This window comes from Nonomuraea ceibae, from assembly GCF_019396325.1.
In the GTDB taxonomy this organism is placed as follows: Bacteria; Actinomycetota; Actinomycetes; order Streptosporangiales; family Streptosporangiaceae; genus Nonomuraea; species Nonomuraea ceibae.
In genome coordinates this window covers 1-24,346 of sequence record NZ_JAHKRO010000078.1, presented here as the reverse complement: position 1 = coordinate 24,346, position 24,346 = coordinate 1, and the positions used below count along the sequence as shown (strand labels likewise).

The following is a 24,346-nucleotide window of genomic DNA, read 5'->3' as shown; positions in this document are numbered from 1 at the left end:
GGCTCACCGGGCCGGGTCGTCGAACCAGGCGTCGTGCAGGCCGGAACGGATCTCCTCCGCCAGGCCACGCAGCATCGACCGCGGGTGGCCGATGACGACCTGCCCTGCGTCGATCAGATCGGCGAGGTCGTGCTCGAATTCCTTACGGTTGCGGTCCTGGAAGCCGGGCCGCCACCCGAACCGTACGGGCGTCTCCCACTGGCCCTGCCAAGCCTCCAATTCCTGCCGCAGCACCTTGCCGCTCACCGCCAGGCCGCCGCCGTCGGAGCTGCCGTCGATTGCAAACGTCAGCGGATTCACACCGCCCGCCATCGGCAGTGCGGCCACCAGCGCCGGGGTGCGGTCACCGTAATGCAGGGCCTTCTTAGCCCCGCCGGTCAGCTCGGCCAGCGCGTCCAGCAGCATCGCGACCCGATCCCGGCGCACCTCCAAGGGCAGCCGGACCGCGGCATGGCCGCGGAAGGTGATCGCCTCGGCACCCATGCTCACCGCCTGGGCGATGTTCATCGCCGCATCCGCGGAGAGATAGTTCGGGCGCCCACCACCCCTGGAGGTCGGCAGGGTGAAGGTGCCTACTCGGGGAAGATCCAGGAGGAACGGGGCGGCCAGGTCGGCGGTGTAGAACTCGTGCCCATGCAGGACCGGCTCCTCGACGCCGCGCGACATCACGCCGAAATCCTCCGTCGGGCGGGCCGGCTCGACCGACATAAACGTGCCCACCATGAACGGCGTGTCCCGCAGGGTGGTGGCCTCATCGGCGCTTTTGGCGCCCGCCTTCATGTAGCCGAACAGGTCGTCATCGGCGTAGCGGATGGGGTCGGCCGCGGTGTTGGCCTTCTGCGCCTTGCCTTGCGCCTTGCCGACCCGTTCGGTGGGGGAGGCGACCATGCCCATGTCGGTCATCGTGTCGCGCAACCACCGACGGAAAGCCTGGGCGGACACGTACGGATACCACTGGCCGCGAATGCGAGCCTTCTTGACCGGCGTGGTCGTGGTGTTCTCGCCGCGTCCGTTGTTCGGCGCGCCCGCGCTGACGGCCAGCGCTATCTTCCCAGCCAGATAAGCCATCAGGCGTACTCCTCGCCCTCGTCGTCGCTCGGCCTGCCGAACCCGATCTCGCCCTCAGCCTCCGACTCGTCTTCGTTGTCGTCCTTTTTGGCGCCGATAGGCACCTTCTTCGCGTCCAACTTCGCGCTGACCTCGAAGAACAGCAGCGCGCGATCAAGCCACCCCCTCGAGCCGTTCGCCAGCAGGTCGCTCAGAGTGGCGGCATCCAACGCCTTCTGCGGCACGCCGCGCAGACGCAGGCTGGCGCTCGTCGTCATCAGCAGCCGGTGCAGCTGATATCCGTTGCCGGCGGCCCGGCAGTAGTCGTTGAACCGGCCGCGATGTGATTCTTGGGCGATCCAGCTCGCCAGCAGTTCCGCGACAGGCTCAAGCCGATCGGAGTCCATGTCGTACATCACCTCCGCATACAGGCGGCACAAGGCCCGCCACCTCACTCGCGTGAGCCGTGAAACCTTCTCCCAATCCCCGCACTGCGTTCGCAACTCCCTCGGCAGCCGATCTGACCGCTCTCCCTCACGGTCGAACAGCAACCGAGCGGCTGCTGTCGCTCCGTCCACCGCTGCTCTGCCCTGCCGGTCCCGACGCGCCAGATTGCTGCACAACTCGTTCCAGCCCTGTGCGCAGTCAGGATCGGCCTGCATCCGATGCACGAACCGGGCCACGCCCGTCCGCGTCCCCGACACCCGAAGCCACGGTTCCTGGTTGTCGTTCTTGAACATCCACAAGCTGGTCGCCGCCGGTGCGTCCGCGGCGTGCTCACGCAGCACCCTCAGCGTCACCGACTCAGGCCCGGCCATCGCCGGCAGGCTGGTGAAGCCCGCCCCGCGGATCTGCTCTGATCGTCGTACGTTCCGGGCCGCGAACTGCCGCTCGACGAATGGGTTGTCGCACATCAGCACCGTTGCCGAGCCTGCCGTGAGCCATGCGCCGTACGGCAGCGCCCATAGGGCGACCCGGCACCCACGGCACACGGGCCACCCTGCCGTGCCGGGCGGCAACGTGTTCAGCGAACGGATCGAATCGAACATCGGGAGCGTCGACTTCGCCCACAACACCGTGCACTGTCGTCCGCAGAACGTACAGGCCCTTGCGGTCCCCTCGCCGTCATCCGACAGGAACAGCTGGGCCACCTCGTGGCTCAGGACCGTGCGATCCTTCTCGCGCTTGGCGTGCGTGGGCTTGGAGTTCGGATAGAGGGCGAACAGGACCTTCCACCAGTCGTAGGCACCTGTGTCCGGACGGGCGATCGCAGCCTCGACCACGTCGGCCATGATTCGCCGGACCACCCCGTCGAGCAGCTCGGCCGTGACATCCTCAACCCGGTCGCAGCCCGCGAGCACCGCCACCGCCCACGCCCCACTTCGCTGCAACGGGTGCTCGGTGAGCCGCAACGGTGACACATCAGCCGGGGTAACGCTTACCTGATCCACCCGAATCCCTCCACGGTGGACAGGCCGAGTCCCCATTCATGCAGAGCGTCCAGCAATTGTGGCGCCGCCGCGACTTTGATCCGGGCGGTGGCTCCAATACGAAAACCTTTCGCAACATCGAAGCGGCGACGAGGGCCAGAATCCAGCACCTCTACATCGACTTCATTCGGCAGGCCGAGAAGGTCCGCCTTGTGCCGAATGTTATGTATCAACCGTTCCTGAAAATTTCTGTCTTCGGGAAGGATGTACAGGTCCTCATGTTTCATCAGCACAGGCGAAACGGTGTCGAATACGGCGACACCTCCCGTGTGATCGGCTACGCCATCCAGTTGTACGCCCTTGACCGACAGAGTCACCGATCCCCAATGGAGCTCACTCTGTCCGGCCAGCGCTGCCAGCAGGCACGCAGCGATCCGTGGCACCGGCGACCCCATCGAGATGACGCCGTCCGGCGAGGTCGAATACGCACCGGAACGCGGTCGTGTCCCGGAAAACAACGGGGGAGAGACACCGACAGGCCGAAGTGAGCTGCTCTGCCAGCCGGCATCATGAAGCTCATCAGCCACCGCTGGGTCCTGGCCTTTGATCAGGTCGTAGACTACTCCTCTGGCAGGGCCATGAACGTCGCGCCAAGGTATGATTGGGACGTTCGCCGCGACATCAACACGAAAACGCATTCCGCCGCTCCTCGTAGTCCGTGCTGAACGTGGACTAGTAGTAGCAGCAGGCTCCGACCCTTTTCTGAGTTACTGCCAAATCGATACCGATGTGGCCGAAAGCGGCCAAGATCCGTTATCGCAGGTCGATCCCAGAGGGTGGCGGGCGACACACCTATGGCACGACCCTCAATGACGTCCTACTCACGAGTCCCCACATGGGTGATGCGAGCTGACGTCCGGATCTGCTTCGTGTGATCGCCCACGTTGCGATCCCTCCAGGGTGATTAGTGACCCACGGGCGTTTGATGTGCTTAGAGTGCTGGGAACCATGTTGCGATCCCTCCAGGGGGATGAGCGACCCCTGTCCGGCCTAGCGCGCGACGAGTGGCCCAACGCCGTTCGTTGCGATCCCTCCAGGGTGATGAGCGACCCCTTGCCGTACTCGATCACCACGCTGCGCCCGGGCCCGTTGCGATCCCTCCAGGGTGATGAGCGACCCCACAGCCCTTTATGAGGTCCTGTCGCACCGAGACCGTTGCGATCCCTCCAGGGTGATGAGCGACCCCCCCACGGTAAACCCGCAGGTCAGAGGAGTGATCCGGCAGGCTTACAGCGTGGATTCTGCAGCAGTCCGCCGGTAGTGCAGAAGGGCAGGTCAGATGGGGTGTTGTCACTGGGATTTTCCAGGGATGAGCAGCACTTCAATCTGTTTGGAATTCAACGAAGGCGCAAGCGGCATGCATCTCCAAAGCTCCGGTCGACGACCATGCTCGCACATCGGCTGTAGAAGGCGTTTAACAGAACATTAGATTCTCGGCGGCAGCCACCCGCCCGCGGCAGCACCGCACGGCACTCACACCAGATCTGGCGGCGACAACCCAGGGAGCGGTACGTATGACAGCAGAGGAAATGCAGCAGCCGGCCGCTCCGCGCATGACCGTAATCGGCGCCAGGCTCCTGGCGTTGCCCGTCGCTCATCACCCCTGAAGGGATCGCAACAGCTGGCCGAACCCAGCGTGTTCTATCTCAGGGGCCGTCGTTCAGTGGCATCGACTGCGGACGATCGATTCCGGGCGTACGGCGGGGCACGGAACGTTGGGTTGGTGCAGATTGAACACCTGCACGGCGACCTCCTCCCGTTGATCCGGTCCTCACTGCTAACAACGGCTTCCAACCGGCGGCCGAGGCCCTCTCGGCAACGTCTTCAGCCCTCATGGACACCGCGACGGGCCGCTGGAGCAGGGGCCGCTGCTCACCATTCAGCAAACCCCAAGAAGACGGCCCGCGGACGCCTCCACACACGAAGGAGGAACCGGGCGCATTTCTCTGCGCGGCTCCTCGCAAACTGTTTGGTTGTGCGCTACGGTCTCGATCATCAGTGATGGGAGGGGATAGCGATGGCACAGCTCCACAAGGGGAATCGGGACGCATCAACGGTTGCGGTGCCGCTGGAGCTGAAGGAGCGCATCGAGGCTGCCGCAGCACGCCACGGCTTCAAAAGACCCGGTGTCTACCTGACGGACCTCATCAGTGCCCTGCATCCGGATGATCCGCAGCAGTCGGAACTCGCCGCGTCGATCCATGCGGTGATCCCCGCGCTGCTGCAAAGCGCGCCGGTCTTGAGGTCGGGAGGCAAGCACGTTTTCGCCATCCGCACTCCCGAGGGAGTCAAGCCCCGCATCAAGTCCGCGCACCAGGCCTTCGGCTACCCCCGCATGACGGGCTACCTGGTGGCCCTGATGAGCGCCTTGCACCCTGCGCCCCCGAAGGAGCCACAGGTCGGCCCCCTGCGAAGCACTTCTGCGCTGACGCCCGAGGCGGCCTTCCTCGTGGTGAACAACCTCTTGGCGGGGCGCGTCGATGCACTGCTGAACGCCGGCAATCGATCGGGCTACCAGCAGCAGACGCTGCTGGCCCTGTACGACCTTCCACAACCCCAACAAGCTGCAGGAGCCCAGCGGACCGCGGCCTGAGCCCCGTCGGCTGAGCCCGTCGCCCGCCCTGCAAGAGGAGGCATTCGAACGCTGATGTAACGCCGCGCCCCTGCTGGCGCACTTGCACAAATGCAGAGAGCCCCCGCGCTAATTGGCCTGAGAAACCGTGCGCGAGAGCTCTCTCTACAACAAGGAACCTCCGGCCCGGCCCGTGTCGGCCTCGGCTTTCGCGTGCCTGGCCGGAGATCCGGAAGCTCTGGGGTCCACGATAGACGATGACTCGCAGGGTCGGCCAGTCGTGCGCGCAATCGGCGTGATCGGCGTGTCGCCGCCCAACATGATCTTTACCGCGCCCGTACGCCATAAACCGGACACCGTCTGGAATCTGCGAGGCGCCGGGCCGTTGTGCCGCCACGACGGGGGCGTTTCGCCGCCCGCCCGCGCCTGCTCCGCTGCTCCACTTTCGTGGATCTCGAGCATGCGCATCGCACGCCCGGTCCCGCAGCCATCGGCAGCGCGGCGCGATGGCTGCCCTCACGTGAACCTCGCCGACCGGCCGTGCCGGCTCCGGACACGAGGCCGTACTCCGCCTGGCCGGGCGATTTCGAGCTCGCCGACGCGTCCCCGCGACCGGCGCACCTACGACGGCCCAGCCGGGAGGCGCCCCTGATCTAGGTCACGCCCAGCCCGGAGGCGCTAGACCCGGGCCTTCCTAACCCCATAACGCACACGGTGCACGGACCTGCCGCACAGCGCAGACGCCAGCACCTCTTCTAAGTGCACCCCAAAACACCGCTGGAGCACACTGTGAGCCGAGCGCTCTATTTGTCATGCCCGAAAACAGTCAGAACCGCGACAGACGGCCCTGCGTCGCGCACCGTCGCCGAGGCGGCGCGCGATCGATCGCGAATCGACGGCCGGCACGTCGGCACTGATCGGAGGGAGGCATGAGCAGCCCGCGACATACGGCCGGCACGTCGCTGGCTGAACTGCCCGACGGCACCGTGAAGATCCCGCTCGGCCTGCCCCACGGCGCTGCCTGGCCGGTCGTGGCGCAGGTGGCCGCCCTGTCACAGCGAAAGGCAGGCTGTACCGCGAGCATCGCGTATCTGGCTGAGCGACTCGGCATACACGCCTCGACCGTCTACGACGCGCTGAACGTCGCGAGCGCATGGATCATCACTGACACCATCACCCGCGTCACCCGCCGCTATCTGGCTCCGCTGCCTGAGGATGCGGCCTGGACGCGCATCTCCTATCGCGCCGCCGCGGGAGTCGGCTGCCACAGTGTCCACGGCGTGTGGACACCCCGCAGGAACCGTTCGGCCCTGCTGGAGCTGTATTGCCGGCTGCGCCGTGACGAGGCAGTCGGGATAGTCCGCAGCCAGGACGAGCTGGCTGCGGACCTGGGTGTGACCAGCCGCACAGTCCGTTCCCTGCTGGGCCTGCTCGAAGCCGATGGGTGGATCACCAGCCGCCGGGCCGGCCGCATGATCGCATATTGCACGCATGACACTCCCCTGCGGGCGGTCGCCCCAGGTGCACGCGCCGGAGAGGAGCCCCCCGCGAAGCCCGCCCGCGCCGCAGAGCTGACCCCTGCAGCCAGTCGATCTCGGAAGCCGGCGCGAAATGATCTCGGGCGTACAGGCGAGACGATCTCGGAAACCGAGACTGCACAGAAGGGAGATCCAGAAGCAGGACTGGAGAAGCGTGATCATTCACCTCTCGCCGTAGGCGAAGTACAGCACCGTAGCGACACCGGTGCGCAGGACGCGCTGACGCGCGAGAGGCAGGTCGGCAACATGGCTGCGATGCGATCGCGGCCGCGCCGGCCGGGCGGCGCGCTGAGTGTGATGGCGGTGCTCCCGCTCTCGTGGCAGCTGCGTATGAGCGAACGAGAACGCGAGCGCGTCCTGGAAGCCGTCGAGAGGGAGATGGGACAAGGGCGGACCGCCGCACAAATGACTGCCCGCGTTCGGCGCCGCCTGGCGGTGTGGTCCGGCAGAATGCCTCGCCGGGCAGTTGCTGCGGCGCTGACGGTGATCTCTCGCGGATACGACTGCCCACGTCCGGATTGCGAAGACCATATGCTGCCGTCGGGATATCCCTGCCTGGCGTGCGAGGAGATCGGCGTCCAGGTCAATCACCAGCGCCGTCAGCGCCGTCATCCGAGTGCCCCTCACGCGGCCAGCCCTGCACCCTGCCCCGCCCAGCCTCCCAGCCGGGAGCCTGCCGATCCTGCGAGGAGCGCCGTCGAGGCGACGCGAGAACATGTGCAGCACCTGCCGGTCGCAGCCAGAGAGCCGCACGGTTTGGCCGAACATGCGCGAGCGCTGCTGCTGGCGACCTGTCCACGCACAGCCGCTGCGATGAGAGCCGCGGCTGTGCGCACGGGCCGGCAACTGCCCGAGCCAACGTTCGCGATCGCCTCTCACCTTCGCGGTAGCGCATGCACGGCGGACGCCAGTTGACGTGGAGGCGGGGCTTGCCTGGGCCTGACGTTGCCGGTCGTTCATGGCCCTGCCGCGCAGCAGCAGCGACCGCAGCTCACGAGTCGTGTCAGAAATCGATGTCGTCAACGGGGCAGCGTCGACCGTCCGGGGGTGAGCACCGTGGCGGGATGCCGGCGGTCTCGGGTTCGGGTGATGTTTGCTGCCCGTTCGCTCTGACTGGCGGGGCCTGTGCGTGTCTCCCTGCCGCTTCGGCCTGCTCGGTGTCCCCGGGCAGCGCGCCGTGCGGGGGGTTGCTGTGCTCCCAACCCTTGCTTGTCGTGTACACGTCAACTTTCGTGGATGGCAAGCGGTTGCCGCCGGTGGAGGACCACCGTCGCGAGAAGGGGCGGTCTACTCGCCCCGCCGTGCGTGTGGGCCTCCTTGGCGGCCTCTTGTAGCGGCCGCCGCTTGATCAGGGCTTACCCCGGCGTCGGCGCCCTCGCTGTCGCCACGCTGCGGGTCAACACCGGTGTGGGCGGCGGTTCAGATCCAGGTGTAGTTGTCATCTGTGACGGCAGGCAACGCGGCGTCGGTGACTATGGCTCTGGGAGAGGACAGTGCGGCGAGCGCGGGCCCGATCGGAGGGAAGATGGGCAGCTCGGCGGCCTTGCGGTAGTCGATCCATTCGACAACGCCGATCTCCCGACCCCCATCGGGCAGTTCGTCGTACTCCTCGATCGCCATCCGGGAACGAACCTCTGGTGAGACGTGGAGCCGGTAGATCAGATGCAGTTTGCGCGGTGGAGCGGTAGGGCCCGGGCGGGTCACCATCTGGTCGACTACCCACAGCAACTGCGGCGGGGTGGCCTGGGCGATATCGAGGGCGAGTTCCTCGGCCAACTCGCGACCGAGGGCGGCGAGAAGGTCCTCCCCCACCTCGACGTTGCCGCCTGGCGGGGTGTAGTGGACGGAGTCGTCGCGATCGCGGCGGATGAGAGCGACGTCGTCGCCGCAGAACACGAGCGCGCCAGTACGGATCTTGATACGGCTGAATGCGTTGGCGTCGCTGGGCGTGAGTGTCATGGCCGTCAGTATTCCCGGCCGCGCGGTCGGCACCGGGGCAGTTCCGCTTGACGCCTGCCTGTCGTCGGCCGACCGCTGTTTCGTGGGCAGGTCAGGCGACTGCCGCCAGGCCGGTCAGGGCATAGCTCTGGCGTCCTGCGGCCAGGTCCACGTGCTCGATGAAGCCGGGCGGGAGTGCGAGCAGATGCCTGCGCAGGCGGCATCCGGTGAAGCGTTCGACGGAGCGAGGTGGCACGGGTCCATCTCCTCTACCAGCAGGCTGAGTGTGGCGGTGGCGGGGTTCTTACCGTCTGTCAGGGCGACGGGGAGATGCCCGGTGGCGGTGAACGGCAGCGGGGTCAGGCGCCAGATCGCGCCGCGCACGGTGGACAGGCTCACTTGGCCGAAACCGCGTTCCTCGCGCGGTGTCATGGGCTCGCCGTTGGTGGCGGCCAACCCTCGGAACAGGCCTTGAGCGCGGCCCTGGTTGACGATCTGGCCGGTGTCGATCGAAAAGCGGCGGGAGAAGAACAGGCTCGGCGGGTAACCGGCCAAGTCGAGGGCTCGCCCGTTGGCGCTCACCTGAGGGTGGACCTGCTCGCGCAGGTGGCGGGCGGCGCCGGCGTCGACCGGATCGGCCGTGTCGGCGGCCGCGGCTAGCGCGTCGAGGACGGCGTTGACGTCGTCGCGGGTGGCGGTGGCGAAGTCGTCGCGGCGGCCCAGACCGCGGCGGCGCTGGTGGGCGAGCAGGGCCTTGAGGAACCAGCGGGTGGCGTCGGTGTAGCCGGACACCTTGCGCGTCTCGGTGCGCGGGTACAGGTGCAGGGCGGTGAAGCTGCCGTCAGGGTGGAAGTCCGGGTCAGCGGCGTAATAGGGGCCATCGGCGTTGCTGAAGCGGTGCAGCCGCACCGTCCGGGGCGCGGTGCGGGAGCACCAGCGTCCCGGTGAGCGCGGCGCGCACCGTGGCGGCGTCGAGCGGAGCGGTGTCGGAGATGAGGTGCAGGTACGGGGCTCTTGGCCGGGACAAGACGGGCTGCGTGCGCTCGTCAAGACCGTCGATGATCGTCTCGGGCAACGGCTCGTGACCAGGCTGGAGGGCGATCAGCAGATGCGGGCCGCAGGACAGGACGTGGCGGCCGTCGATGTGCGTGTCGATGAGCTCGCCCAGGCCGAGCAACGGCGCGAACCGCAGCTCGCAGGCGGCGGTCGCCGCGCCATGGCCGAGCCGATCGAGCAGCGGCCGGTAGGTGGCCAGCGCGGCGGCCAGGTCCTCGCTGTATGCCTGGCGGGACATGCCGACCCCGCGGCCCGCGTACCCGATGGTGTAGGGGGAGATGGAGAAGCGGATGCCATCCAAGACGTCGCCCAACTCGTTGACCAGCCGCTGGTGCACGGCCTGCAGCGGCTCGGAGCGGGCCGAGTAGCCGACCGTGGAGACGCGGAATCTGACGCCGAGCACGTCGCGGGCCAGAGCCGCGTAGGTGTCCAGGTGCGGGTATGAGGCGATGTCGTTGTCGAGGTAGGGAAACAGGACGCGGGGACGGTGGATCCGGCCTGAGGCGATCTGCAGGTCACGTTCGGCGGCGACGTCGGCCAGCGTCGTCACGAACGCGGTCAGGCCGTGCTCGGTGAACGGCCACACGTCGCGGCCTGCGGCCTGGGAGCAGAAGGCGCACCGGTTGAAGCAGCCGACCGCCGGGGCGAGGTACTGCAGGCGGGTGAAAGCCTCCTCGGGCAGGTCCCGCAGCTGGTCGCGCAGGCCAGGGACAGCAGTTGTCGTCATGGCGAGTCACCTCACGAGAGTCGGAGCGGGAACGGGGTGGAGCTGGAGGCCGAGCGCGTCCAGGGCGGCGCGGCCGAAGGGAGACAGGGTGTCGGGCCCGTCGAAGGGGCGGCCGGCGCCGGTGGTGATGGCTTCGGCGGTGCCGAGCTCGGCGCCGGGCAGACAGGTCACGTTCTCGGCGGGCAGGTTGGCCAGCAGCAGCTCACCGCGATCAGCATTGGCCTGCGCGGGGTGCGCGCCGGGGGCCTGGCCCAGCTGAGGCGGCCGTCTGGCAGCTGGTAGATGCCTGGCCCGTTGAGACCGGACACCCGCACCGGCTCGGGTCCGCGGTGGCGGAGCTTGAGATAAACGGCGTGGGCCTGGCCTCGCCGTTGTCAACGTAGCGCAGCTTCGCAGCCGGTGTGGGGGTCGGGCCTGCTTGGGCGCTGGGCTGCTCGTCCGGCCAGGCTGCCCAGATCGCCAGGCCCACGGCGGCCTCCACAACTCCCGCCACGGGGGCGACTGCTCGCCAGTCGACGCGCGAGGTATCCGCCCGTACCAGGCGCCGTCCTCCTCTTCGTACTCGTCGCCGGGGGGCTGCGGCGTGGAGTACGGCCGCGGGTTCATGGGGGCGTACTGCTCGCCGTGGGGGTCAGTGGGTCCCTCGTTGGGTTCCTCGTCGGGCGGCTCGGCGTACGGGCTCGGTGGCGGGGCGGCGTTGCCGGGCCCGGGCGGCTCGCCCATGCCGTACGGCGCGGGGCGCCACGGCCGGTTCGCCGGGGCCGAGGGGTGGGGTCGTCGTGCTCACCGTGCATGGCGTCTCCCTCGATCACTCCTGACGTGCCTCAGCGTGGCCGAACCGTTCCGCGTTCGGAGCGATACGCGCGGCGGCGAGGTAGAGCTGTTACCAGGGAAAACACCTAAATCGGAGGGAATGCGGACGGTTCGCCGCGCCCCGGAGAGCGGCCTCGTCGATCACCACGGCGGGCACTACGGCGAGCGGCTAGCCTGCCTTCGGCCGAGGCGGTGCGGCCGCTGGCGGGCGGCTCGTTCGGAGGGGGACGAGGATGGATCGCGGGACGCTCCTGACAACGCCGGCCGCCACGCCTGCGCCTGCGGGCGGTCTCGACACGGCGGGCCTGGCCGACTTCCTGCGTTCCTACTTTGCCCCGCTGTTTCTCGTGGTCGTCTCGGTCGTGGCGCTGGTCTTCTTGTTCACGCGAGAGCTGACACGCTTTGTGCAATTCATGCTGGTGTCGGTCGCTATAGGCGTGATCTTCTACGTCCCCGACATCATCGAGGTGCTGGCGAAGGGGGTAGGGGCGGCACTGGGCGTTCGCTGACTCCGGTCGCTCTGGGCCCCTGGTGGCGTGGTGTGGGCGGCAGGGCTTGCGGAACAATGCGGCGCATGTGGATCTTCCGGCGTGTTGAGCTGCTTTGGCGGTCCTATCGGTTTCCTGCGACTCCGCGCGGCTGGATCGCTCGCCGTCAGCCCTACGGGCCAAGCACAGAGGTGGAGTACTTGCACGGCGAGTTGCGGCTTGTCCGACTTGAGAACTCACTTGATGTGACCCCCGGCCCGATCTGGAGGCGCGGGGCGAGCGGCTGGAAGCCAGGATGCGAGAGATCGAGGCGGTCACCGCTTCGAGCTGATGAAGAGCTCGGCCGCCGCCGTGTTCGCTGACGGGCGGGCGAGGACCCTCGGGCCATTCCGAGGCCCCTCCTCCTCCGGCGGCCGCCTGGCCCTCGCCTTCCCCGCGTCGGCGAGCGGTGATCACGCCGTTACGGCGGAGCATATAGTAATCATTTGAGCACTGTTGGTGATTTGCGGGAGCCGAGGGCCATCGTCTCCAAACCATGACAAACACGACATTTGGACATGCCCGGCGAGACCACTAGATCATCCCTGCGCATTATCGCAGATCAGCAGCGTTGCTTAAATCATTTCGTACCAGACAGAATCCGGCACTGTCTGGTACGACTCGCCCTCACTCCGCCTCCAGTCCATAGCGCCGCAACCGCTCCGCCTCTTCCACCTGTCCCCGCTTGACGAGCGCCGCGATCAACCAATTTGCGGCGTACGGTTCACCGGCGTCGACGCGCGCCCGCAACTCCTCAACCTCCCCACGCTCCACCAGCAACCCAGCCAGCCGGTCGGCGGCGTACCGGTCGCCAGTGTCGGCGCGCGCCCGCAACTCCTCAACCTCCCCCCGCTGGGCCAACAGATCGATCAACCGACCAGCGGCGTACCGGTCGCCGGTGTCGGCGCGCGCCCGCAACTCCTCAACCTCCCCCCGCTCCGCCAGCAACCTGGCCAGGCGGAAGGCGGCGTGCTGGTCACCGGTGTCGGCGCGCGCCCGCAACTCCTCAACCTCCCCCCGTTCTCTCCACTCCATCGACAGACGGGCCAGTCGGTCGGCGGCGTGCGGGTCGCCGGTGTCGGCGCGCGCCCGCAACTCCTCAACCTCCCCCCGCTCCGCCAGCAACCTGGCCAGGCGGAAGGCGGCGTGCTGGTCACCGGCGTCGGCGCGCGCCCGCAACCTCTCAACCTCCCCCCGCTCCGCCAACAACCCAGCCAGCCCGTCGGCGGCGTACCGGTCGCCGGCGTCGGCGCGCGCCCGCAACTCCTCAACCTCCCCCCGCTCCGCCAACAACCTGGCCAGGCGGAAGGCGGCGTGCTGGTCACCGGCGTCGGCGCGCGCCCGCAACTCCTCAACCTCCCCCCGCTCCGCCAACAACCCAGCCAACCGACCAGCGGCGTTCCAGTCTCCGGCGGCGTCGGCGCGCGCCCGCAACTCCTCAACCTCCCCCCGCTCCGCCAACAACCTGGCCAACCGCTCGGCGGCGTACCAGTCTCCGGCGTCGGCGTGCAGCCTCAACTCCTCAACGTTCTCCCGCCTGGCCAACAGATCGATCCATTGAAGGCCCGCGGGCGGGGCTCCGGTTTGGGTGGCGTTGCAGTAAAGGCGGTCGGCGTAGCGATACAGCAGCCGGTCGCAGGCGGCGCCGGCGACTTGGGTTTGTTCACTGGGGTCGGTGAGATGGTCGGTCAGGGCTTGCCAGCAGGTAGCCGGGATCTTGGCGTGGCGCCGTTCGGCCTGGGCGTGCTGTTGCAGGTAATCAGCCACGCGGTAGCCGGTGGTCTGGCCCATGCCCCCGCGCGGGCTGGCGATCGGTGTGAGCGCGCTGGCCGCGCCGTGCAGTTCCTCGGTCAGGTAGGCCAGCGCGTTTTCGAACCAGTTGGAGGGGGCCTTGGCGCTCTGGCGGGGATCGCAGTAGCCGGGTGCGGCCTGAAGCAGCAGCGCGGCCGGTAACGGTGAGTCCACGCCCAAGCGGGTGGCGTCGACGGCGGCGGTGAGAACCGCCGCAGCGTAGGCGTCTGCCTGCCGCCAGCGGCGCATCAGTTGAGGGGCAGCGGCGATGGTCTGCGTCAGCCCGTAGTCGTCGGAGTGGAGGGCGACGGCGAGCCGGACATCCCCGTCCGCAGCGATCTGCTCGGCGCGGACGCGCTCGTCCGGGGTGAAGCGTTCGGCGATGTCGACGACGTCGGCCAGCGAAAGCAGTTCCCGCTCGTGCGCATGCGTGTCCTGCTGGCCAGGCTGCGGTAGGGCGGTATAGATGTCGTAGCGGTCGGGCCACAAGGTGGCCACCAGCACCGCCCCCTGTGCCAGCAGGGCCCGGACCGTACCTGCCTGCAGCCCATCAACGCCGTCAAGGTAGCGCTGCAGTTCATCTAGCCACACCACCAGGCGAGCGGGAGGATCAGCAGCAATAGCGCGGATCTGAGCGGTATCGGAAGGGTGCAGCAGCCACCAGTCCGGCACCCGCGCCCGTATCGCCTCGAAGGCGCACCGCGTCTTGCCCACCGATGAACTGCCAACAAGCACCACCAGGCCGCCCCGCCCGCCTTCGGCAGCATTGCCGATCAACGTGCGCACACCCCGGGGGGCGGTGTCGGTGTCGCGTTCGACGTAGGCAGGCAGCTCACCGTCTGCGCCGGGAACATCGATCGCGGCGTGCACCCCCAGCCGGCGGGGCTCGGCCTTGGCCACCCTGATCAACCCGGCGGTACGCGGGTCACCTCCGCCGAGAACGCGTTTGCGGGCCTTCAACCAGGCCGACTCTTGGTGAGGCGGCACCCCGCACGCACGAAGAAGCGCCTCCAGCGTCGTCTCATCGGGGAGCCCTTTATCGGGGTTGAGCAGGTCCGACACGGTCGACTTCGGCAACCTCCCCTCGGCCGCCTTATCGAGGGCGGCGTACGAGCGCCCCGCGCGCAGCCGTTCAAGTGCGCCCTTAAACTCGGCACGTGTGTGGATCTGACCAAGGTCAGGCTGCTCACCACTCACCGGCAGACTCCCTTCGGGCACTGCACCGAGGCTGTTCGCCGCAACCGCCGGACACTGCCGAACACTCGGGCTGCCACACACGGCTGACAGTGTCCAGCCTGCCCGAACCTGCTCCGCCCAGCGGTGGTTTTCTCCGGGTTGGTCCGCTGGCGCGGCCGAACGCCCGCGCCCGGAGCTGTACTCAGGTGCGCCGGCAGCAAACCGCGCCGGAGTAATCCGCAGGAGAGACCGTGAAAGATCTGATCCCCGCCCTGGTTCCTCTGGCCGTGGCCGCACTCAACCTGACCACCGCCATTATCTCCCGCCGCACGGCCCCTAGCGACCGACCAACGAACAACCACCCGGACAAGACGAATCCAGACAACTCATGAAGGCACTCATGCATAGGCAGGATGGGAGTCAGGAACCAACCAGACTCAGAGCACTGTGGCGTTATTGGAGTTGCCCTCATAGCTGGTTGAGACAGGGCGCGGTACACCCACCTTCGCTCACCGTCTGCTACCGCGATTACGAGCAGCCCGATCAGCCTCGGTGGTCAGCTCGTTCTTGGCAGCAGGACGGCTGCCAAGATGGACGTGTGGTGCAAGAGCCTGCAGACGAGCCGGTCAAGTATGGCCGCGAATGATTCCGCAAACTGGGACGCCCCCAGGGACCATGTGAGGTGTGCGGGGGCATCGAACATCCGCGCGTGAGTGACCACTGCCACGCTCACAGCTGGGTTCGCGGCCCGTTGACCGAACTAACTCATGTGTTCTGCAGGTCAACGCGTTTCTCCGCTAGCTTCTCGGGATGCTTCAAGGTCATGTCCCCGAGCGGGACTTGGCGACGTTCGTCCTGCCCGAGTTGGGCCGGCTACAAAAGGCCGGCGATCAGTGGGCGCCGTACCAGATAGTCGACCAGGGTGGCATTGTCGTCGGCCCCGTCCGGGCCTTCTTCGCCGAGCTGCAGGCAGAGGGCAAATCCGCCTCCACGGTCCGGTCATACGGCATGGACCTGCTGCGTTGGTGGCGGTTCCTGTGGGCGCTCGACATCGAGTGGAACCGGGCTACTCGTGCGGATGCACGAGACTGCGAACGACTGCCCGCGCTGTCCACCGTTGTCCGTGCCGCCAGGGCGAATTGGACGGAGGCCCAGGAGGGGATGGACGCCCTCCGAGTCGCCCCACTCGGCGGCCAGTTCATGTTCAGAGGCAGGACCTACACGCGCCAGAAGAAGGACTCGTCGACTCCGTTCCGGGCCTACGACGAGTCCGGCCGACGCATTCATCTGGGACTGCTCGAGGAGCGGGCATTCTGGGCCTGGGCCACGATCGAATTCCTGCAGCACGCCGGTGTCCGGATCGAGGAGATGCTGGAGGCCAGCCATCACGCCTTGATCCAATACAAGCTGCCCACCAGCGGTGACATAGTGCCTCTGCTTCAGGTCGCTCCCTCGAAAACAGACGAGGAACGGCTTCTCCTTGTCAGCCCAGAGCTGGCCGACGTCCTGAGCACGGTCATCGCCCGCGGCCGTGACCCTCGAACAGGCGCGATCCCGATGCTGCCCATCTACGACGTTGCGGAGAAGATCTGGAACCCGCCGATGCCGCTGCTGTTCCAGTGGACATACGGAGGCCAGCGCACGCCGGTGTCCCGCCAAATGATCCGCGATGGTCTTAACGAGGTCCTGAAACGAACCGGGCTCACCGACTCCGCAGGCAAGCCCCTCGACTTCGCTCCTCACGACTTCCGAAGAATCTTCATCACCGACGCAATCCGCAGCGGCCTGCCGCCCCATATCGCACAGGTCCTGGCCGGTCACTCCGACATCAACACCACGATGGGCTACAACGCCATCTATCCGGCAGACGCCATCGAAGCGCACCGCGCATTCATCGCCCGTCAACGATCGCTTCGTCCCAGCGAGGAATACCGGACCCCGACGAACGAGGAGTGGGACGCCTTCCTCGCCCACTTCGAGAAGCGCAAGCTCTCTGGGAACCTGCGCTCGGGCCTTCGGAACGTCGTGCATCCACGAGCACGCTTGCGTCCGATGTTCGCTCCTCCGGCCTGAACCGTCCCAGCGTGACCGCCTGATCGAGATCCGCGACAACCTGTTTGATCGGATCGCCGAAGCTCAGCGTGAAGGCTGGCTCGGCGAGGTCGAGGGCTTGGAGATCAGCCTGGCGGGCGCCGAGGAGAAGCTGACTCAGCTCGATGCCGCACTCAAGCCTTCTGTGATCCACCTGGGCCTGCCCACCTTCAACCAGATCGCCGGGCGGTCCAGCACCCTCTGACCGCCCCTCTCTCAGAACCCGGCAGACGGACGACCCCCGTGCATCTCGACCTCAACGAGGAAGATCGCACTGGTAGTTCGGAGAAGGTGTGCTGTGTAACTACTGCAATGGCCTGATGATGGCGGTCGATCGGGGCGCCACTCCCGCCCCGACCCACCTACGAGCCGAGCTCTCCGCCTACATCGAGCACTGGAACAAGTGCCCGGTCTGCCGGGTTTCCGGATGGGCAGAGACGGCCACCTGCGTGCGCTGTTGGAGAAGAACCTCCGCCATAGCTTCTCCAAGGCAGGGAGACTGCTACGTGAAAGCCCTGAACGTGGCACCAGAGGTCGCCGCCCTGGTGAATCAGGAAGACCGCGCGATTCTCACCCGCGAGGCCGCGACCGCGTACGAGTGCGTCACCTCCGGCGAGAGCAGCGTCTGGTGGCGGGAAGGCGATCGGGCAGCGGCCTCGTGTGGAGCCGCTGCACACGGCGGCCCTGCTTCATGTGGCCAGATGCGCGCGTTCTGGCCTCGGCGCACGTGGGGGTGAGGGTGGATGGCCTTTCGGTGTCCTGCGCTAGGGGTTGCCATCGCCGTTGACGACGGCAAGGGGCCCGTTGTGCTCATCTGCCTGAATTGGATCACAAAACGGAAACAATGTTTGCGTGACGCCGACAATGCGTCGCCTGCGACAATGCATCCTCATTAGATTCTGGCCATTGCCATCAACTGATAGTTGAGGTTCTTGTCAGGATTCAGGAAAAGGGGTGACACGCATGAAGGAGCGTCCACTTGCGTTCCTCTGCCCCTCCCGCCCCGCACCCGTCGACGACTGCCGGCAACAGCCATCCCGAGGCCCGCACAAGCCGTCAGCGCACGAAGGTCCAGGACGGCATCGCCGAAACCCCTACCTACCAAGCGACCCGGAGCCCGCCTCGATCGCCGCCGATACCAGGCTCTTACGCCGCGCCGGCCTACCCACAGGAGTGGCAGTCGTCGGACTGATCTGTCTCACCATGCTGTTCAACCCCTTCGAACCGCCCGCGCCCCCCGCCACCGGCATGGCCGAGCAGGACACACAGATCGACCTCGGGCCACTGCCGTTCGACACCTACGCCCCTCCCGCGCCAACCCACGACCCGCACCTCACACCCGAACCCGCCCTCACGATGCCGGCCAAGCCCTCCACCACCCGGCGACCCACCACCCGGCCCACAACACGAAAGAGCACCAAACATCCCGACGGACGACCCACCCCCCGAGACCCAACCTCGCAACAGCGCCTCGAGCCCACCCGCAGCCCCCACAACGAACCCCGCACACCACCCTCGAACTCCACTACCACCTCCGCTCCCTCCACCCCCAGACCCTCCCTGCAGCGGCCACCCGCTCCCCGCGCAGATCTGCCCAGCACCACCCTTTCGCTGGGAAGCGGCCGCAGCGGTTCCATCAGCGTCAACATCTCCCCCGGCACAGGCACCTGGTCCGCCACCGGCACCGACCGCATCAACGTCGACGCCGACGGCTCCTTCACCATCAACGCCCCACGTGCAGAACCCGGCTGCCCAGGCTCCGCACGCACCGAATCCGGCACCATCACCATCACCTGGCGCGGCACCAACGCCGGCGACGGCATCACCACCAAGGGCACCAGCACGGCCAGCGGCACTCTCCCCCTGACCGTGTCCTGGGACATCGCCAAGGACAAAGGCACCTGGGTGGTCTCCCCCTCGACCACCGGCGGCGGCTACTGGAGCAACTGCAGCCCTCACTGACGCACCTCAAGCCCGGCGTCAACCACACTGCCGCCGGTTCTGCTCAAGTCACTGCCGATCCAGGTCCGCTCCGCTGCTGAGCATGGCCGTGCGCAGCCAACGCCCCGGATCGGCACCAGCGCGGCACCCCGCCCCCGTCCCCATCTCCGTCCCTTCGACAGGAGCTCACATGAAGAGTTTCCGGCCCACACGGCATCTGATCATCCTGTCCGCGATCATCCTGGCGGCCGTCACAGGCTCCGTCGGATTAGCCATCGCCAACCCCAACCGCAGCGCCGGCAACGAGGCCGCCTGCGCCGTCTGGGAAACCCCCGGGACGCCTGCCTACCAGCAGTGCCTGGACAACCTCAACGCCAGCGATCACATCAGTCTGATCCCAGGCGAGATGCCGGCCCCCAGCACAACAGCCACCATGTCCTCCGCCTCCGAGCAGACCGGCTCCCATCCCCCCACCTACTTCTGCCTCGACTCCGGCAAGAGCCACCACGCCACCATCAACCCCCTCAAAAACTGCAACAAGCAGCTCGTGTGCCTCTGGCAGGCGCCAGACGGCAAATACCACTGCGTCGACAACACCGGCAAACCCGTTGACCCCCCCGGCGGCATCTGCCGACCTGGCCGCAATCCCCACTACGCCTGCGCAGACGAGCCTGCCGTCATGGTGGTCTCTCCCGACAAACGCCTACCGACCGCACCGGACACCCCCACGGCCGCGCTGCCCGATCAGCCGGCTGACAGCGACCCGGCCCACCAGCCGGGCCCGACCTCACACAGCACGCCCCCGTCGGCATCACCCACAACAAGCGCGCCAACCCAGGCCCACGACCCCGCTGACCCCGCTGACCCTGTCACCCAAGCGCTCGCGCAGGCCCGCGCCCACGGGCTCCGCATCTGGCTGGAAACCGACCTCGTCAACGCCTGGAAGCAAGGGCCCGAACACCTCAAGGCGTCAGCCGAGCAGCTCAGCCAGTTCGCCGACCGGCCCGGTGTCGTCGGCGTGAAACTCGCCTACGACCTCGGGCTGAGAGGATTCACCGACGAAGATCAGATCAGCCAATTCGTCACCGAAACCTCACGCACCCTGCGCGCTACTCTGCCGGCCGGCCGCAAAATCGCTGTGGACGTCGTCATCCCCGAACTCGGCTGCGGCTCCAACCAGCGCTGCGCACAGGCCATGCGGCAGGCCTACCCCCTGCTGACTCTGGCACGCGTCGAAAGCTACGTGCTGAGCGGGGCCGTCGACGCCGTCAACATCACCGGCGGCCTCTTCGCGGACAAGTACGCCGAATTCAAGATCACGACGAAGGCCGCCGCTGCCAACCTCTGGCAACGCCTGCGACTGCTCAGCTGGAAGACCCGGGTGCCCGGGCTGTACATCGGCAGCCGCGAAATCGGTCTGGCCCACACGGGCGCAACCAGCGCGATCACGGCCACCAGCGCCAACCGCCTCATCCAGGACCGCATCGACGCCCCGCTCCGCACAGGGGCCGATCACATCGTGCTGTGGACCTTGCGGCAAACCTTCAACGGTCAGACATGGCGACTGACTGACGCCGGCCTCCAGCGCAACCCCATCTGGAACGCCCTGCGAACCCGCAACGCCACCCGCGCCTTGTCGATCACATACAACCCGCGAGAACCCGAGTCGAACGTCGGGGACGACATCAAGGTGATCGCCGACATCGCCTCGGCGATCTTCATCTATGTCCCGTAGACCCACCATTCGAGTGGTCGAGGAGCTCCTGCAAGGGAAGAACTGCTCGACCACTCCCTTCATGATCATGCCTGTAAAGCAGGAAGCCACGACAGGGAGTACTCGTCAGTGACGGCGCCAAGGGGAGGCGCGCCGAACTCTGGCCGCCGGATTCGTCGCCGATGGAGGCACCCCAGGGCGGCACAGACAGGCCGGCAGCTCACCGAGGAACCACAGGGCAGCCGCCTCGCGCCGATCACATGAGGACCATCCGCTCCCGCGGGTGTCCATGCTCCGCCATTGGCGGCACTCGCTGCGACACGCACCGACAAGCGTGGTCAGCCCGTCACTGTTCGCGTAGGATCGGTTCCAGAAGAACGCCGCCAGGGGCGGATCGCCCGGGGGGCGTAGCGGGCGACGTGCCATGCAGGGCAACGTGACCAACCACACTGACGGCGGCGGCGAGGTCCGGACGCACGCAGGGGGCCACTCCGGTTCTCCGCGGCCACCCTGCGCTCGCGGCATTGGGGTGACCAGGGCATGAGGAAAGCCGGGCGCGATGAACTCCGCTGAAGTCCTCACCGAGCTGTTCCGCGTCACCGGAGCGCTGGATCCGGTGTCGCCGGCGACCTACGAGGACCTGGACGACCTGCGGTGGCGGCTGGCGCACAGCCTCTTCGACCAGCCGAGCAGCGGCGTGCCGCCGTGGGTGCCCAGCTCCGAGGAGTTCCGCGACACGGTGGGCCTTCTGCAGCAAGTCGTGGCGCAGGCCGTCGCCGAGCGTTCCAGCGGTACCGGGCCGCCGCGCTCACGGCTGTTTCGGCGGGAGCTGCCGGGACGCGGCGCCCACCAGGGTGCGTCGTTCCCCGCGAGGACCGGAGGCCACCACACCGCGCGCACCTTCGGCCCGATGCTCGAAGCCAAGGAACGCCTCGTGTATTACGACCTCATCGAGGCCATCGACTTCGTACGAGTGGAGCGCCGCCCGCGAACCGTGCCTTTCCTGCACCTGCCGGCCGATGCGGTCAGCGACGGCGACCGCAGGTACACCTTCGGCCGCGGAAGCGTCTGGATCGAGGCGGCCACGCTGGCGGCCGGCGCGCACGGCTTCACCGGGCTCCGGGTGTCATCGGGCACGCTCACCTTCGAAGACCCTCCCCAACGGCTCGGCGACCGGCTGGTCACCCACGCCCACGCCCACTGCCTGTTGACGCTCACCCTGGATGCGCCTGCCGTCCCCTCCCCCACCACCGGCCCCGGACAGGACGCCGGACAGGCCACCGCCATCCGGCCCACGGTGGCCGAGTTCCACTTCTCCCACGCGGGCGCGTACCTGATCAACGCCGACGGCGGCGGCCTGGAGGTGTTCGGCGCCGCAGTCACCCTCACACCCGGCCAGGAGGAGGCCGTCTGGGAAGACCTGACCGATGGGGTACTGGTGCCGTACCGGCCGGATCAGAGCGAGGTGACGCCGAGCGGCGTACGGTCGAACCTGCTGCGGCCCGAGGGCACATGGCGGGTCCACGCGGGCGGATGGCTGCTGCCGACCAGCCTGGTCACCGACTCGAACGAGCTGGGCGAAGCGGCTGACATCGGCGCCATGGCCCTCGTGGTCGACAAGGGCATGCATGCCACCTGGCCGGGCCTTGAGGCGGGGGGATACACTGCCTCAAGGGCCGTCGTCGCGGTCGACTCCCGGGAGCTGGCGATCGCCTGCGACGGCGCGACGCCACCGATCGCGCGCCAGGAGCTGACGCTCTGGCGGGGCGCGTCGATCGAACTGCGTTACCGAGGCCGCTTCCGGCTGCAGTTCGTGTCGTCGCGGGCAGGTGTCGACGTGCTGGCGGTGCGGGCGAGGCTCGACGCCCACCTGGATCCACCCCGGCAAGCTGACGGGACACCGACACATGTGGAGATACCCCAGGCATGTGTCTGCATCTCGGACACCGACACCCGCACCTGGATCCACCTGGTCGGCGAACGCGAGCCGGAGCAGGAACGGCTTGCACCGCTTGCCCTGCAGAACGCGTTGCTGATGACGACCCCGCCCCTCGACCTCGACGCCGTGGGGCTGCTGATCGACGCGGCGCGGATCGAGGGAGCGGGGCTTCGGCTGACGTACGGGCTGCGCGGCATCATCCCCTTCCTGCCCGACCCCTACGCGGCGGGCTTCGACCCGATGCGCCGCCCCGACCTGCAGCCGGGAGGCCGGGTGACCGCCGTGTTCACCTGGTCGGGGGCCACGTTCCCCGCGGCTGCGAGGCTCTTGGTGAGCGGTGCCACCCCCGACGAGGACGCCCTGCTCGGCCTGCTCCCGATCGGCCGCCCGCTGTTCGACGACGAGGTGGACGGCGAGCTCGGACGGCGGTTGGAGCAGACGCTGCGCGTCGAGCGGACGCACCCGCCTCTCGTCATGCTGGACCTGTCAGGCAACGCCGACCAGTGGGGGCTGGGCACGGCATTCGGCGTCGATCGGCGTACCCGGCCGCCGGTGTCGGTCAGCGAGACATCCCTGGTCGCCGACGCGTCCGAATTGCGGGCGGTCGCGTTGCCTCAGGTCAGCTGGGAGCCGGTACGCACCCATCCGGACGACCTGGAGCCAGGCTTTCCTGACCCGCTGGCCTCCAGGGACGACGGCGGGCCGCTGGTGCTGGGGGTGAGCGACGACTCGGTGCACCTGACACCACTCGCCCCCGAACCGCTGCTGCGCAACCTGGTCTCGCTCGCCGGCCGCGACACCGCCAGGGCGGCGATCCGGTTCACACTGCCGTTCGGCATCAAGGCCGTCGCGTCGGTCCCTGCGACGGACGGCCAGCACGCACCCGGCGAACGTCCGCAGCTGAACCTCACCGCACCCCTGTTCGGGCCGTACACGGGCGGGCTCCAGGTCAGCCTCGACGCGGCAACATCGCGTGGGCTGCCCGGAGTGGCGATTCAGACGCAGCACAGCGTCGACGGCTCCCACAACGTCCTGGGAAGCGTCGTCGACGGGTTCTTCAACGCGGCGTTCGGCGCGGGCGGCCACGTCGGGCGCGTCCCGGTGACCCGCGTCGACTTCTCCGGCTACGGCGCCAGCACGTTCAGCACCTGGACCAACGACGACGCCGGCCCGGTCGACGTCACCAAGGTCGAGTTCGGCGTGATGACCGGACGCGCCCACTACGAGGTCGTGGAGATCCAGAGCATCCTCTGGCCCTGCATGGCGAAGGTGGTGCGCCGGATCACGATCCGGCGCGAAGGCCACGGGACGGTCGTCCGCCGTGACAGCGGCTGGGTCGCCGCGACGCCCGGCCTGTTCCATCGCCCTGACAGCGACTGCGTCTTCCACCCGGGCGTCGTGCGGGGAATGTTCCAGATCCGCGAGATCCGGGAGACCTCCCGGCGGGTCACCATCGGCTCCGGCGTCGAACTGCAGGCCGTGTACTTCGACACCGACATCGGGTTCGAGAACCTCGACCGAGGCCAGGCCTGCGAGATGACCGGGCCGCACGGCCGGCCCATCGGCTTGGTCCCCGCCCAGCGTCAGCTCGGCTTCGTTCAACTGATCAGCCCGAACGCCGCGCAGCAGACGCCACTGAACTCCTCACAGCTCGCCGCGCTCCTGAACAGGTACGGCCCCGTCGGAGGCCCGGTCGACTGCGAGCTGCACATCGGCGACTCCCTGCAGCGGATGCGGGTAGCGAACGTGCGGGCCGAGGTGGCCGGCTCCACCGGGGGCCCCGTAGAGTTCGCGCTCGCCGCGTACGGGACGCCAGCGCTGCCGCGAGAGGGCCAATGGAGCGTCGTGCGGATGCGCAAGGTCGCGTCCTCGGAGCGGTGTAAAAGGCTCGACGAGGTAGGTGCCGTGAGTGGATCTTAGGCGGCCTCGGTGACGGGTGCCAAGGCCGGGTCGCCGGTCGGATACAGCTGGGCGGGCGGGTGGAGC

At 67.8% G+C, this 24,346-nt stretch carries 17 protein-coding genes and 1 CRISPR repeat array; of the genes, 9 read left to right on the top strand and 8 right to left on the bottom strand.

The window, feature by feature from the left end; translation table 11 throughout:
- Positions 1–3: 3 nt before the first annotated feature.
- From cas7i to cas6, 3 genes are read right to left on the bottom strand one after another with little or no spacing between them, the layout of a single operon-like run.
- Positions 4–1,068 (bottom strand): type I-B CRISPR-associated protein Cas7/Cst2/DevR, encoded by a 1,065-nt coding sequence (gene cas7i / locus KME80_RS34570; protein ID WP_219510915.1) that lies wholly within the window; start codon positions 1,066–1,068, stop codon positions 4–6.
- Entirely contained in the window at positions 1,068–2,459 is a 1,392-nt protein-coding gene (locus tag KME80_RS34565; RefSeq protein WP_219510913.1) for a hypothetical protein, read from the bottom strand. The genes cas7i and KME80_RS34565 overlap by 1 nt, the downstream gene beginning before the upstream one ends.
- 26 nt (positions 2,460–2,485) lie before the next feature.
- Positions 2,486–3,175 carry a CRISPR-associated endoribonuclease Cas6 gene (cas6, locus tag KME80_RS34560; RefSeq protein ID WP_219510911.1) on the bottom strand — a complete coding sequence of 230 codons (690 nt, stop codon included), beginning with the start codon at positions 3,173–3,175 and terminating at the stop codon, positions 2,486–2,488.
- 244 nt (positions 3,176–3,419) lie between these two features.
- Positions 3,420–3,723: a CRISPR direct-repeat array (repeat unit 33 nt; unit sequence CGTTGCGATCCCTCCAGGGTGATGAGCGACCCC).
- 831 nt (positions 3,724–4,554) lie between these two features.
- Between cas6 and KME80_RS34555 the strand changes: the two genes are divergently transcribed.
- Positions 4,555–5,130 (top strand): hypothetical protein, encoded by a 576-nt coding sequence (locus KME80_RS34555; protein WP_219510909.1) that lies wholly within the window; start codon positions 4,555–4,557, stop codon positions 5,128–5,130.
- A 908-nt stretch (positions 5,131–6,038) separates the two neighbouring features.
- A complete protein-coding gene (locus KME80_RS34550; protein WP_219510907.1) occupies positions 6,039–7,562 on the top strand; it encodes a winged helix-turn-helix domain-containing protein in 1,524 nt (507 codons plus the stop codon).
- Positions 7,563–8,066: 504 nt separating this feature from the next.
- Here the strand turns inward: KME80_RS34550 and KME80_RS34545 are convergent.
- The 4 genes from KME80_RS34545 to KME80_RS34530 form a co-directional block, all read right to left on the bottom strand.
- Positions 8,067–8,606: an NUDIX domain-containing protein gene (locus tag KME80_RS34545; RefSeq protein WP_219510905.1), complete on the bottom strand. Its 540-nt coding sequence runs from the start codon at positions 8,604–8,606 to the stop codon at positions 8,067–8,069.
- Between the two features lie 114 nt (positions 8,607–8,720).
- Entirely contained in the window at positions 8,721–9,494 is a 774-nt protein-coding gene (locus tag KME80_RS34540) for a hypothetical protein (protein ID WP_219510903.1), read from the bottom strand.
- Positions 9,445–10,368 carry a hypothetical protein gene (locus KME80_RS34535; RefSeq protein ID WP_219510901.1) on the bottom strand — a complete coding sequence of 308 codons (924 nt, stop codon included), beginning with the start codon at positions 10,366–10,368 and terminating at the stop codon, positions 9,445–9,447. The genes KME80_RS34540 and KME80_RS34535 overlap by 50 nt, the downstream gene beginning before the upstream one ends.
- A 6-nt stretch (positions 10,369–10,374) precedes the next feature.
- A complete protein-coding gene (locus KME80_RS34530; RefSeq protein ID WP_219510899.1) occupies positions 10,375–10,539 on the bottom strand; it encodes a hypothetical protein in 165 nt (54 codons plus the stop codon).
- Between the two features lie 875 nt (positions 10,540–11,414).
- Here KME80_RS34530 and KME80_RS34525 point away from each other — a divergent pair.
- Positions 11,415–11,690 carry a hypothetical protein gene (locus tag KME80_RS34525; protein ID WP_219510896.1) on the top strand — a complete coding sequence of 92 codons (276 nt, stop codon included), beginning with the start codon at positions 11,415–11,417 and terminating at the stop codon, positions 11,688–11,690.
- 645 nt (positions 11,691–12,335) lie between these two features.
- Here KME80_RS34525 and KME80_RS34520 read toward each other — a convergent pair.
- Positions 12,336–14,696: a coiled-coil domain-containing protein gene (locus KME80_RS34520; protein WP_219510894.1), complete on the bottom strand. Its 2,361-nt coding sequence runs from the start codon at positions 14,694–14,696 to the stop codon at positions 12,336–12,338.
- Positions 14,697–14,926: 230 nt separating this feature from the next.
- Between KME80_RS34520 and KME80_RS34515 the strand changes: the two genes are divergently transcribed.
- The 6 genes from KME80_RS34515 (at position 14,927) to KME80_RS34495 (ending at position 24,280) form a co-directional block, all read left to right on the top strand.
- Complete coding sequence (locus tag KME80_RS34515; RefSeq protein WP_219510891.1) at positions 14,927–15,067, top strand: hypothetical protein; 141 nt, start codon at positions 14,927–14,929, stop codon at positions 15,065–15,067.
- A gap of 448 nt (positions 15,068–15,515) precedes the next feature.
- A complete protein-coding gene (locus tag KME80_RS34510) occupies positions 15,516–16,748 on the top strand; it encodes a tyrosine-type recombinase/integrase (RefSeq protein WP_219510888.1) in 1,233 nt (410 codons plus the stop codon).
- A 97-nt stretch (positions 16,749–16,845) separates the two neighbouring features.
- Positions 16,846–16,971, top strand: coding sequence for a hypothetical protein (locus KME80_RS52200; RefSeq protein WP_269433553.1), 126 nt, complete (start codon positions 16,846–16,848; stop codon positions 16,969–16,971).
- A gap of 998 nt (positions 16,972–17,969) precedes the next feature.
- Positions 17,970–18,728, top strand: a complete 759-nt coding sequence (locus KME80_RS52195) for a hypothetical protein (RefSeq protein ID WP_219510885.1) — start codon at positions 17,970–17,972, stop codon at positions 18,726–18,728.
- 169 nt (positions 18,729–18,897) lie between these two features.
- Complete coding sequence (locus KME80_RS34500; RefSeq protein WP_219510883.1) at positions 18,898–20,442, top strand: hypothetical protein; 1,545 nt, start codon at positions 18,898–18,900, stop codon at positions 20,440–20,442.
- Between the two features lie 538 nt (positions 20,443–20,980).
- Positions 20,981–24,280: a hypothetical protein gene (locus KME80_RS34495; protein WP_219510879.1), complete on the top strand. Its 3,300-nt coding sequence runs from the start codon at positions 20,981–20,983 to the stop codon at positions 24,278–24,280.
- Positions 24,281–24,346: the final 66 nt, after the last annotated feature.